The 12,605-nt window shown below is 44.3% G+C and carries 15 protein-coding genes; 4 read left to right on the forward strand and 11 right to left on the reverse strand.

What is annotated here, in order from left to right; all coding sequences use genetic code 11:
• The 7 genes from AC1DOK_RS16760 to lplT form a co-directional block, all read right to left on the reverse strand.
• A partial coding sequence (locus AC1DOK_RS16760; RefSeq protein ID WP_477555454.1) for a hypothetical protein occupies positions 1-402 on the reverse strand: 402 nt, incomplete at its 3' end.
• Positions 403-530: 128 nt separating this feature from the next.
• A complete protein-coding gene (locus tag AC1DOK_RS16765; RefSeq protein ID WP_477555455.1) occupies positions 531-917 on the reverse strand; it encodes a tyrosine-type recombinase/integrase in 387 nt (128 codons plus the stop codon).
• Between the two features lie 131 nt (positions 918-1,048).
• A complete protein-coding gene (locus AC1DOK_RS16770; protein ID WP_477555456.1) occupies positions 1,049-1,426 on the reverse strand; it encodes a hypothetical protein in 378 nt (125 codons plus the stop codon).
• Positions 1,427-1,924, reverse strand: coding sequence for a zinc ribbon domain-containing protein (locus AC1DOK_RS16775; RefSeq protein WP_477555457.1), 498 nt, complete (start codon positions 1,922-1,924; stop codon positions 1,427-1,429).
• 242 nt (positions 1,925-2,166) lie between these two features.
• On the reverse strand, positions 2,167-2,931 hold the full coding sequence (locus AC1DOK_RS16780) for an exodeoxyribonuclease III (protein WP_477555458.1): 765 nt from the start codon (positions 2,929-2,931) through the stop codon (positions 2,167-2,169).
• A gap of 65 nt (positions 2,932-2,996) precedes the next feature.
• On the reverse strand, positions 2,997-3,689 hold the full coding sequence (locus AC1DOK_RS16785; protein WP_477555459.1) for an SOS response-associated peptidase: 693 nt from the start codon (positions 3,687-3,689) through the stop codon (positions 2,997-2,999).
• A gap of 106 nt (positions 3,690-3,795) precedes the next feature.
• A complete protein-coding gene (gene lplT, locus AC1DOK_RS16790) occupies positions 3,796-5,004 on the reverse strand; it encodes a lysophospholipid transporter LplT (RefSeq protein WP_477555460.1) in 1,209 nt (402 codons plus the stop codon).
• Positions 5,005-5,263: 259 nt separating this feature from the next.
• Between lplT and AC1DOK_RS16795 the strand changes: the two genes are divergently transcribed.
• The gene (locus AC1DOK_RS16795) at positions 5,264-5,665 is read left to right on the forward strand and encodes a YhjD family protein (RefSeq protein WP_477555461.1); all 402 of its coding nucleotides are present in this window, start codon (positions 5,264-5,266) and stop codon (positions 5,663-5,665) included.
• Positions 5,666-5,678: 13 nt separating this feature from the next.
• Here the strand turns inward: AC1DOK_RS16795 and AC1DOK_RS16800 are convergent, their stop codons facing one another.
• Positions 5,679-6,029: a DUF1516 family protein gene (locus tag AC1DOK_RS16800; RefSeq protein ID WP_477555462.1), complete on the reverse strand. Its 351-nt coding sequence runs from the start codon at positions 6,027-6,029 to the stop codon at positions 5,679-5,681.
• A 135-nt stretch (positions 6,030-6,164) separates the two neighbouring features.
• Here AC1DOK_RS16800 and AC1DOK_RS16805 point away from each other — a divergent pair, with 135 nt between their 5' ends.
• A complete protein-coding gene (locus AC1DOK_RS16805) occupies positions 6,165-7,406 on the forward strand; it encodes a DNA polymerase IV (protein WP_477555463.1) in 1,242 nt (413 codons plus the stop codon).
• Between the two features lie 32 nt (positions 7,407-7,438).
• Here the strand turns inward: AC1DOK_RS16805 and AC1DOK_RS16810 are convergent, their stop codons facing one another.
• Positions 7,439-8,383 carry a helix-turn-helix transcriptional regulator gene (locus tag AC1DOK_RS16810; protein WP_477555464.1) on the reverse strand — a complete coding sequence of 315 codons (945 nt, stop codon included), beginning with the start codon at positions 8,381-8,383 and terminating at the stop codon, positions 7,439-7,441.
• A 200-nt stretch (positions 8,384-8,583) separates the two neighbouring features.
• On the opposite strand from AC1DOK_RS16810, the gene AC1DOK_RS16815 reads away from it, so the two are divergent.
• Positions 8,584-8,880, forward strand: coding sequence for a hypothetical protein (locus AC1DOK_RS16815; RefSeq protein WP_477555465.1), 297 nt, complete (start codon positions 8,584-8,586; stop codon positions 8,878-8,880).
• 37 nt (positions 8,881-8,917) lie between these two features.
• Positions 8,918-10,030 carry a DNA alkylation repair protein gene (locus tag AC1DOK_RS16820; protein ID WP_477555466.1) on the forward strand — a complete coding sequence of 371 codons (1,113 nt, stop codon included), beginning with the start codon at positions 8,918-8,920 and terminating at the stop codon, positions 10,028-10,030.
• A 76-nt stretch (positions 10,031-10,106) separates the two neighbouring features.
• Here AC1DOK_RS16820 and AC1DOK_RS16825 read toward each other — a convergent pair whose 3' ends face one another.
• On the reverse strand, positions 10,107-11,021 hold the full coding sequence (locus tag AC1DOK_RS16825) for an N-acetylglucosamine kinase (RefSeq protein ID WP_477555467.1): 915 nt from the start codon (positions 11,019-11,021) through the stop codon (positions 10,107-10,109).
• A gap of 15 nt (positions 11,022-11,036) precedes the next feature.
• A complete protein-coding gene (gene nagZ / locus AC1DOK_RS16830; RefSeq protein ID WP_477555468.1) occupies positions 11,037-12,593 on the reverse strand; it encodes a beta-N-acetylhexosaminidase in 1,557 nt (518 codons plus the stop codon).
• Positions 12,594-12,605: the final 12 nt, after the last annotated feature.

Consider the following 12,605-nt stretch of genomic DNA (forward strand, 5'->3'; position numbering starts at 1 on the left):
CTCTGACCATTCTAAGTAGCTATTCATATTAATACTAGCTATATCAAAGACATTAATCATTAACTTAAACTGCTCTAAACATCCAATAATCCAATCTTGGCGTGGTTCATAACTTAATCGTTCCCAACCTAAGCCATCTATTGCGCAAGAAATAGTTCGAATCATAAACTCTTGCTCTMTTTCATAATTGTTTGTTGTCCATGGCATGTCGTCAATATCAAAACCAACTGTTCCAATGCCTACTACAGATTGATCTTGCTGAGCTAACCATATTATTATTTCTTTTTCTCGATCTGTTTCAGCCAGAATTGATCCACTAATTGCTAACACTTCAATAAAGACTGAAGTTAATCCATTTGACATTTTTATTGAGTCAACTAAATGTCTAAGATCTTTTGGCATTGATATTGAGTTTCCCATAGATCTTTTGTAATAGTTGATTATGCGAACCTTTTCTACTAAAATTTTGTAATATCATCAAGGGGACTTTGGATTCGGCCGATATTTTTGGTGCTTACATGGGTATAGACTTAAGTTGTCTTGGAGCTTTGGTGACCAAGGAGTTCTTGGATATAGCGTAAGTCTGTACCCGCTTCGAGCAGATGTGTTGCGAAGGCATGTCTAAGGGAGTGAATGCTTACATGTTTTTGGATTCCAGCATCTAGGCGAGCTTTGTCAAAAATCTTCTGAACCGATCGTTCGGTGATGTGAGTATGGCTGCGCACCGGTAAACAACCATTCGAATACTCGCTCATGACTTTGTTTTTGGGACGTTTAATCTGACTAATCCACTCTCCCCTGCCATGCACCTCACACAAATAATACTTCAAAGCACTTAGTGCTTGGTTAACATAGTCATGTGAATTTCCCGCTTCCATAAGCTGCAATAAATAAGCTTCGAGATCATTTCGCTCCAAGTCTCCTCCCTACGTTCCTCTCTCTCACCTTTCGATTGCACTTCTACGAACAAACCACAAAAACTCCCCCAAATGAAGCTAGTACATTGCCTGTACAAGCTCACTTGAAAGAGTCCAGATGGTTTTACTTTTTACTCTGAGTCTGTAGCCTCAAACTTCATAAACCAGTAACCTAATAGAATATAAATGACAGATTCAATGACTTGGTATAGAGAGAAACTTCGGAACGGGAATAACACAACAAACACATGCGCCCATAACGCATAAGGCAAATACTTTTTATTCGTGTGAGAAGCTAAGGTTAGAAAGACGCCTGCGAAGAATGCATAGTGGCCAATTGTATTGATAATGGAGTAAAAGACCCAAAACCTCGCCAATATTTGATATAAAAACTGCGCCCCGATGCCCCCAAACAGGATGTACAGATGAAAAGGCATAAGCATATTAACGATTCGAAAAGAAGTCAACCATGTACGATATTCCCTCAGAACAGCTGCAAAAGCTTGCATTTAGTTTCCTCCTTCGTATGGTGTTACTTGGTATCCACAATTACCACAGAACTTCGCATCTTTTTCCATATACTCATGGCAAGACGGGCACCTCAGATCGAACTTTTCTTGCTCAGAGGGATCCACATCAAGAGAGGTAGTAGGCTCATCAAACTTATTTCCACAGGATGGACAGAATTTGCTTTCGAGCGGCATTACCTTGCCACACATACAATTCTTCTCATTTTTGATTTCTTTGATCTTTAGTTCTAGGCTAAGAATCTCGTTCTGGATCATTACAATTTCTTCAGAGATTTGCCCTATTAATGACTCTTGCTGCAACAGCGTATCCTGACAATACGCATTAAATACAGCCTCGCCTATGAGCGTGATTCGCTTATCCATTTCTTTTTTCTTTAATGAAATCTGTGTTGATATTCGTGTGATTTCTACCGTCTGCTGTGCCTTATCCGTTACTTTAGATGCACCTTGCTTTAACTTGTCAAAAAAACCTGCCATTAACAGTCCTCCAATTCGGAATCGTACTTTTTGTATAATCTCAGTCCTCCACATAATGAAGCACTGTTGATTAAAGGATCTAGTCTTCATTCGGTGTAATCTCTATTTGATTTAAACGGCTACTGTTCAGACTCATTTCTTAAAAACAAAAAAAGACAACCATCATTTCGATGGCTGTCCCAATGCTTTTGGTACGCAACGTTATTTGTCATTTATTGTATAAGGTTCTATAAATTCTATCATTACTTATCCAAATCTGCAAGATTTAGTATAACAGGACAATGATCACTACCCATTATAGCAGAATCTATTTGCGCATCTACTAATACGGATTCCAGTTTCGAAGACACGATAAAATAATCAATCCGCCACCCTACGTTCCGCTCTCTTACTTTGGGCATATAAGACCACCAGGAATAAGCATCTGTGCGGTCTGGGTAGAGGTGCCGGAAGCTATCAATGAATCCTGCTTCTAGCAGCTCACTCATCTTGCCTCTTTCTTCAGGTGTGAATCCAGAGTTATTCACATTAGATTTAGGATTCTTAAGATCAATCTCTTGGTGAGCCACATTCAAGTCTCCGCATACAATAACGGGCTTAAGGGTATCAAGCTGCAGAAGGTAGGTTCTAAAGCGGTCTTCCCATTCCAATCTATATGGTAGTCTTGCCAAATCACGTTTGGAATTAGGTGTATAGACGTTTACAAGATAGAATTTATCGAACTCTAACGTGATAATTCGCCCTTCATCCTCATGATCCTCTTCTATGCCATATCGCACAGATAGCGGCTTGATTCTAGTGAAAATAGCTGTACCAGAATAGCCCTTCTTAAGTGCATAGTTCCAGTACTGCATGTATTCTTCGCCAAGCTCTAGGTTAATTTGACCCTCTTGCAGCTTCGATTCCTGAATACAGAATATATCGGGATCAGTCTCTTTGAAGTATTCGTTAAATCCTTTGTTTACACATGCTCTCAGACCGTTAACATTCCATGATATTAGCTTCATTCTCTATCTCCTTGCAGTTCTCTTTGATGAAGACAACGTTCAACTATATTTCATAACCATTCCATTCAAAATAACGTCCCCATCCCAAACTCTTCGATCAAGGATGGATCATCATTACGTACATTCCCAACCTTCATTGAAACAGGGTAGGCGAGCATTTCATCGGCAGGATAGGGCCGCATAAGCCCTAATAGTGCACTTAGATCAGATTGAGCATCACGACTTAACCACAGCGACTCATCTACTGGTCTTATAATAACTGGCATCCTGTCATGGATGTCAGCAAGCAGTTTATTCGGTGTTGTTGTGATAATCGTGCAGGTACTAAGCTTACTGTCATCCGCGGGATTGATCCATGTGTCGTAGAGACCAGCCATCCCGAACAGTTCACCATTCTTCAAGGTCATTCGCATCGGCTGCTTACTGTTACCCGATTTCTTCCACTCGTAGAAGCCATCTGCGGGAATTAAGCAGCGTTTGCGCTGCAAAGGAACACGATAGGCAGGCTTCTCAAGCAGTGTCTCACTTCTAGCATTAATCATCTGGAAGGAGGTGCGCTCATCTTTTGCCCAGGAAGGTACAAGCCCCCATCGCAGCTCACCTAAACGGTTATGCTGACCATCATGAATAATGGCCGGCACATTCTGGGAAGGAGCCACATTATAACGAGGCGTATGATAAGGCGCTTTACTTCCATCGATATAGAACCGCAGCATCAACTGTTCCAAAGAAACAGTAATTGTGTATCTACCACACATGATAGGAACACCCCACTTCGCACATCATCCTGTATTTCATCCTTGTACTTCATCTTTACACTTCAACCTGATCCCTTTATCTTATCATAAGTTTGTGTGAATCTCCTTATCTGGAAAGTTTCACCTTACCCACCTGCATGCTCAGGAATATGATAAAACAAAGCAGAATAATCCCAATCGACACGACCGAAATTTGAATCGATAGCTTAGAAACAAGCACTTTGAAAATAAGTAATCCCGATACCGTCAAGCTATTTTCCACAAAATTCTGAATGGCAATCGTTTTACCAGACCCAATAATATCCTTCCCGACCTCCTGCAGCATCGTATTGAGCGGAATTAAGAAAATCCCACCTGCCACACCGATCAGCAAGAGTAACGTCACCGATATCCACACACTCGTCATGAAAGCACATACGACCACAAGCCCTACCATCACGTATCCAAATATATAGGATCTATAGAGCTTACCGACAGGGATAATTTGCGAAGTTATAAAAGAACTAATCACTACCCCAACAGCGGTTGCTCCAATCATCATCGACTGCTGCGTTGTGCTTGTTATCCCAAGACTGACTGGAATCCAAGCGATCAATGCAATTCGAAGAACGGAAGCTGTTAGCCAGAAGGCACCTGTTCCGATTAGCGAGAACCTAGCCTTCCGATTGGAAATGAGCCGCTTAAAATCACTGAAGAACTGTAGCGTCGACTGTCCGTATCGAATTCGTGAATCGCCCGGTTTACGCGGGATCAGAAGTGTAAATAATAACGAAATGATATAAGCCACTAGACAAGTTATAACGCCAACTGTATCGGATATATCCGCCAGAATACCGCCAGCAACAGTTCCTAGCAGAATCGCAAGAATCGTCGTTCCCTCGACCATAGCGTTCGCACGCAAGAGTCCTTTTTCCGAATTCGTGAGTTCCGTTAGAATACCATACTTAGCTGGGGAATAGACAACCGCTCCAATTCCTAACATAGCATAACAAATAATTGGATTCACACCGAATAGGAGCATGGTAATCCCGATACTTTTGAGCAAATTACCCATTAAGAGCACCTTAGATTTGGCATTACGATCCGCATAAGCGCCAACTAATGGAGCTAGCACGACATATGCAAGCAGAAATCCCATTTGAATATTGAGCACGTACCCTTCCGGATTCGCGACTCCTTGTCTTGTAATAATCCCTATGATGATAAAAAAGTTCACATTATCCGCAAACGCGCTTATAAATTGCGTAAAAACGAGAGAGGACAGCGGCTTCGATCCTTCTCGAACTTGTTCTGTCGCTTGTGGTTGTGCCATCATCCGATTTCCTCCTCTACAGCGATATACCGGGGTAGATCTCGTAGACCTGATGAAAGTATCCGGTAGACCGAAGATAAACAAACCATTTCAGGCCTGCAATTCATTTTAATGCAAAATTTGGATAAAAGTCCACTTCATTTTAATTTCTTTCACATCAAAAAAATTCCACTTGTATTACGAATATATGTTCGGTATTCTGAATATAATAAGAACACATGTTCGATATAAAAGGAAGTGCTTTCCCATAAAAGTTCCGCCTATGCAGACAACAGATGAGCCTAGTCTGGTGAAAATGTACGTACTTCTTCCTATTTTGCTGGATGTTCTGGAACGGGATATCGCTATATTAACGATGGTAGGGCTCAAGCTGCCCGCGGTTTACATCACCTGCTTACAAAGTGTTCAGGATGAAATCACAGTTGAACTAACGCAGCTAAGACAGCAAATGCGGCAACGAGGAATTAAAATTTACGAAGAGAAGCGAACCAAGCTAGCTTTGGAGGTGCGTTATTTGTGCAGGGGGTACCATCATCATTTTTCGATGCTGTGGACAGTTGTTAAGCCAGAGATTGAGCGGAAGCTCAGCGGTTTTATGCAGGTCGATTTGAGCAAAGCAAAGGGACTTCCCCGCCAGTATTCACCAGCAAAGGAAGCCCCTTGAACTCGTCCTATATTTAGAAACGAATAAAACCATAGCCCATCAGAACAACGACAAGCAGGACAATGACCACGGCCGCTATGAGAACTGGCAGACCCTTGCCGCCTTTCTTTGCACGACCTAGAGTCATTTCCATCAGACCCATTAGCACTAGCGCCAGGATACCCTTGACGATCAGATCTGCTGGGAAATCCAATCCCACAAGCATGGTGATACCTGAAGCGATCATAATCAAATAGAATACCCTCAGCAAAATCGGTGTTATCTTTTGACCTTTAATAATTAAGCTAAGAGCAAATAAAATGACGAGAATAGCCCATGATCCAGAGTGTGTATGTAACATTCCGGTAAGTAAGCCTGAAGACATAATGAATGAACCTCCTTTATCTAAACTATAACTATTATAAAATAAAAAAGATATTTTTCCCAACATAATTATGAATGTTCTCTGACTACGTTCTTTAGATTCACATTCTTCCGCGTTGGAGTAAGGAGAAAATCGATGAGTACCAGTCCGAATAAAATCATCATGCTAGCAGATTGTCAAAGCTTCTATGCGAGTGTAGAAAAAGCCGCACATCCCGAATACCAAGACCGCCCCCTTGTCGTTGCTGGCGATCCGGCAAGGCGATCAGGTATTATACTAGCCGCCTGTCCACTTGCTAAGGAGTTCGGTGTTACAACAGCCGAACGCCTCGGTGAAGCGCTGCGCAAATGTCCGGATGCAGTTGTAATTCAGCCCCGGATGGGTGAATACATCAAGGTATCAATGCAGATCACAAGCATTTATGAGACATTCACGCCGCTTGTTGAACCGTTCTCCATCGATGAGCAGTTCCTCGACGTATCCGGCTCCTTGCATCTGTTCGGCTCACCGGAGGAGATTGCGCAGCACATGCAGCGCAAGGTCATGGAAGAGACAGGCGTCTATACGCGCGTTGGCATTAGCGAGAACAAGGTACTTGCGAAGATGGCCTGCGACAACTTCGCCAAGAAGAACGAGAGCGGCGTCTATACGCTGCCCAAAGCCGATATTGAAGAGACGCTATGGAAACTCCCTGTCCAGAAGATGTACCTGATCGGCTCAAGGATGGCGCAGCACCTGTACCGTATGGGCATCTACACCATCGGCGAGCTTGCTCGCACACCGCTTGCCAAGCTAAGAGCACGCTGGGGCGTCAATGGCGAAGCGATCTGGCGGATCGCGAACGGCATTGATAGCTCCCCCGTGTCATCGATCACCCATGTCGGCCAGAAAGCAATCGGCCACCAAATGACCCTCCCTCGCGATTATGCCACCATCGAGGACATCCATGTTGTCCTCTTGGAACTGGCCGAGCTCGTCTGCCGCCGTAGCCGCAGCGCAGGCTACATGGGTCACACCCTTGCCGTCGGCTGCCAAGGGGCGGACTTCGACCGCCCCACTGGCTTCTTCCGGCAAATGAAGCTCGCTGATCCGACGAATCTGACCAGCGATGTCTATGAAGCGGCGATCCAGCTATTTCGCCGCCACTGGAACGGTGCTCCCGTCCGCAAAGTTGCGGTCGCATTAAGCAACCTCCAAGCTGACGACACGTACCAGCTCACGCTGTTTGACGACCGTCAGCGTAAGCTTGCGCTCGAGCAGGCCATGGACCGAATCAAGGACCGATTCGGTGATGCTGCCATCCTTCGCGCCGTCTCACTAACCAGCGCCGGTCAAGCACGCGACCGCTCGAAGAAAATCGGCGGGCATTATAAATGACAAAATAATATAGTGAATCGAATGTACTTCCCCTAATGTTCGTATTGTCTGGTTAGCTCCCTAAGCTTGCTTTGTATTTGTTCGCGCACCACTTGGGGACGCTTCACGTTCGCCTCCAAGCCAAAGCCGAGGAAGAAGTGTACTGCCCATGATGTATACGATGCGTTCATCTTTGTGCGAATCGTGCCTGAGCCGTCCTCAGACAACTCAATCCCCTGGGTTAACCATAAGTCCGATCGGCATCGTCTCACACCCTCCGGAGTCAAATTCACCTCAAGCTCCAGCACATCGCTCTCATCCATTCGCATGATCCAAGTCTGAATGTGCTCCTCAGTCGTATTCAATTTCATACTTTGGTCGGCTTCGTGTGAGAAATCCTTCACTCGATCCACACGAAACACTCGATAATCCCCTGCCAAGAAGCAGTAAGCTTGGCAGTACCATAACCCATTCATCGTGTATAACCCGAGTGGTTGAATCATCCTTTCTCGGCGCGAAGAAGCTTCGTATAGGATAGTGACGACCCGCTGCTCCAAAGCAGCCTCGAGCAGCTCCTTCAAGAAAAGAACTTCCATCTCATGTGGAGGTATCCAGAATACAAGCCGCTGTTGCATGCGTTCGATCTTTTGCTTTAGCTCACTCGACAGGTAATGAAAAAACTTGTGCAATGCGGCATCTACTTCATTTTTGAAAGGAAGAGACTTGTAATTGTGTAACGATTGACAAGCAAAGAACAAAGCAATTGCCTCATGTTCAGTAAAGCTGATGGGCGGCAGCACCTTCTCCCGTAGAACGCTATAACCGCCCCCGGGGCCTGCTTGGGAGTAGAGCGGCACACCCAGTTCACTCAGCTCCATTAAATCGCGAATCATCGTCCGACGTGAAACACCACATTCGTCGGCCATCTCCTGTATCGTAAACTTCTTTCGTTCATTGACCAGCATTATAAGTTGAATGAGTCGCTGAGCTTTGTGCATGGACCGTTTCCCTCCATATTTTTAAAAATAAAATTAATAGTGCCATTACTTGGCACTATTATCCCGTATGCTTAATCTCGAAGTCAATGCTTACACACCAAGGAGGATTCGGATATACAATTCAGATTAAAGTATAAGCATTCTTCAAATATGAGGACGGAGTGAATAAAAAGATGGAGCAGAAAAATCAACAATACGTGATGGAAATTGTTTTGTTCGAGTTGAAGGAAGGAACGGACAAGCTCCTTTTTTGCCAGGCGGCCGCTGCATTAAGCGAGGTGCTGCAAACTGGAATGTCTGGGTTTAAAGGGCGCACATTGCTACATACACCAAATGGGATCCAATGGACGGACATTATTTACTGGTCTGATATGGACACGGCATTAGCAGCTATAGAGCAACTCAAGTCCGTACCAGCTTTCCATAATTTTGTTTCCATGATTGATTCGAGGGAGATCATTCAGCGGCATCTGATCCCGGCTAATCTAAGCATGTAGGGAGATGGTAGATTGTCAGCAAGAAAGGAGATGGAACATGGTAGATACATTTGCAGGTAAATATAATCTGGATTTTTTCAATCGATTTACAACCATAGTCAAACTCAAGTATCCGGCATTTGATTCAACAAGGTTTCTGAACTTGATCTACGATGAGCGCTGGGAACAGGAACAATTGAAACAGCGTATCCGGCATATTAGCGCTTCTTTGCGACTGACCCTGCCTGCGTCATATCGCGGAGCATTATCGATTTTGACCCAAATCGCTCCCGAGTGTAGAGGAGTCGAATACTTGTTCTTTCCAGATTTTGTAGAAGTATACGGACTTGACGATTGGACGGATTCAATTCCAGCACTGGAGCGGTTCACGCTCTTCTCCAGTTCGGAGTTAGCCGTTCGTCCTTTTATTGTGCAAGATCCCGTTAGAATGATGAGCCAGATGCTTCAGTGGGCAAGCCATCCTGATCATCACATCAGACGGCTAGCCAGCGAGGGCTGCCGTCCCCGATTGCCCTGGGCGATGGCCTTGGACATATTCAAAGCTGATCCTTCGCCAATTATGCCCGTATTGGAACAACTCAAGCGGGATTCATCCGTTTATGTGCAGAAAAGCGTTGCTAATAATCTGAACGATATCTCCAAGGATCATCCCGAACAGATTAAACAACTTGCTCGCGATTGGTATGGAGAGAATCTCCAGACCGATTGGATTGTCAAACACGGGTGTCGTGGTTTACTTCGGAAAGGCGATCCAGACGTGCTTTCCTTATTCGGTTTTGCGATTTCGCCGGATGTGACGGTAAGTGGTTTGTCGCTGGACAAAGAGACGCTGACGATCGGCCAATATCTTATTTTTTCTTTTTCGATCCGGACCAACTCATCTGTATCCCAGCAGCTACGGGTCGAATACGCGATTGATTTTGTCAAAGCGAACGGTACGACATCAAGAAAGCTATTCAAGGTAACAGAACACAACTACGACAATGTGGAGCGGAATTACGTGCGAACCCATCATTTCAAGGACTTGACAACCCGCAAGCATTATCCGGGTAAACATCGGCTATCCGTAATAATAAATGGTAAAGAGCTGGCGAAAACGGATTTCAACGTAACCGCTACCGCAGAGCCCCTAACCGATACGCAAATCTAATTCATTACAACAAAAAGACATCGAACTTTTCTGAGAAAGAAAAGTATCGATGTCCTTTTATATTTTATCCGATATTTTATTGAATTCGGTTTAAGGCCATCAGTGCCGCTCCATAGGACGCATCTTGTTTTGGGAAAATCCACCGCATATGCGAATAATTCTGCTTCAATTTCTCTATAAACGCCTTCTGTACATCGAAATTTTTAAGTAGAACACTTCCAGCTAACGCCAATATCCCATTTTGTAAAGATAATCGCTCTGCAACAGGAACAACGAGTTCATACAATGCATTTGCACTTTTGTGTACAATCGTAATGGCTGCTTCATCGTGAACAGCAACTGCCTTAGACAGGATGGGTGCAAGCGCCGCAATATCTTTCTTATTCGTCTGCTGATCATATACAAAACCAATCAACTGATGAACATTCGTTAGCTGAAGTTGCTCGTACATCAGTTCCGTGATGATCGTCTTTGAAGAGCGGCCATCGTGTGCACGAAGAACTGCCGTAATTAACTCCCGTCCAATGCTATACCCACTGCCTTCATCATCCACCAAATAACCAAAACCACCGGCGCGATGTGCGTCCCCTGCTTCGTTTTTTCCATAACAAATTGATCCTGTTCCTGCGATAAGAATCATTCCGTATAGACGTTCCTGCGCACCATAAAGTGCTGTTTCTTGATCACCGACAATGAGCAATTCATTATGATAATTACTTTCACGAACATAACTTTCCAATCGATGCGCGACCGTTGGATTGCTGACTCCTGCAGCACCGATACAGATTTGAGCACATGAATCCATGCTTCCACATACCCTTGCGATGGTCTCCATCATCTCTTGCATACTTTGCTTGATACTGTTCTCATTCTGTCCATTCAAATTGATTGCACCAAACGACTCGGTATGTACTACAATTCCTTGCTCATCAAGGACGGTTAACGCTGTCTTGGTGCCGCCACCATCTAGCCCTGCGACAAATCGTCTCATGAAATCACGTCCTTTTCAGTTCTTGATGCGCCATTTGCCTGAAGGCTCAACTGCCCCGCTTAATACTTGTATGAGCGAATCAAACATGAGCGAAGTGTACTCAAAAGCAGCTACTCCACAGATCTCTCCCTCAATCCGTTCCAATTCATATGGACTTCCTAAAGATACGACTGTTACATGATGCCCCGCTAAGCATAGTTGTTCAACAAGTTGCAATTGACCTGTATTTATCACACCATTATAAAGCCCTGCAACAACTCGCTTGTAGCTAGCCACCTGCCCAATAACTTCATCCACATGCCCTTGCGTAGGGTTCATATCCGTTATAAGATGCGGTACAGAAAATGCCTCCCCCATCGCTTCAGGAAAAGATAATCGAAGTTGCTCTTCACTCGAAGCTAATGTCGTGCGATAAGCGTAGCATCCGATTATCACGGTACTTGGGTCATTCTGCTGAATAGGTTGCAGCTTGCCACGTACAAGACTGATACTCTTTTGACGTATATCCGCGGCAACGCGGCGATGCATCTCACAACCCACACTTGGAAGATCTACTCTCATGGATTCTGGTTTATATTTTTCTTTATAATAAAGCACCTTTGCAAGCGCATCATCAATAATCTGCATTGACAGCTCACCAGAGAGTACCGCTTGTTCGATAACATTCATCGCTTCGCGCACAAGTGCAGGCGTATGACTAATACACAATAAATGCGCACCTGCTTTCAAGGCAGCAAGCGCTCCTTGTGCTGTTCCATAGTGTTCCTGAATTGCATTCATTTCAAGACAATCTGTAACAATGAGTCCTTCAAACCTGAGCTTTTCCTTCAACAAATTTGTCAGTATACGCTTTGACATCGTCGCAGGAATCTTCTCAGGTTCAATCGCTGGAAAGAGAATATGCGAACTCATGATACATTCCACACCTTGTTCGATGGCACGAATGAAAGGTTGTAACTCCATTTCCATCAGTTCTTCCAGAGTCTTATGAACAACAGGTAGCCCCAGATGAGAATCCACAGATGTATCACCATGACCTGGAAAGTGCTTCACAGCAGCGAGAATACCACCATTCATCAACCCTCTTAACATTTGTAAACCGTACTCTTCAACTATTGCCGCTGTATCGCCGTAAGAACGTACATTGATGACAGGATTTTGCGGATTGCTATTAATATCGAGAACTGGTGCTAGATTAAAATGGATACCTAGCTCACGAAGTTCTTTCGCTGTCAACTGACCAGCGATATAGGCAAGTTCCGGCTGCCCCGTAGCTGCAATCGCCATCGCTCCTGGAACATTCGTTGCATCATCAGGCAATCGCGTTACCCGTCCACCTTCTTGATCGATGGATATTAACGCAGGAATTCCTGTTTCATCCATCATCCATTGCTGAATTTCTGTACATAATGTTCTGAGTTGAACACTATTCTCTACATTATGTGCGAACAAGATAACATTCCCAACTCCATCGTCTTGAACCAAACGACGTAAATCATCACTTAATTCCTGACCCGAAAATCCAGTGACGATGAGCTGACCAATTTTCTGCCTCAAGCTCATATGAACCATATAGGATCATCT

Source organism: Paenibacillus sp. P5_B5, assembly GCF_056400365.1.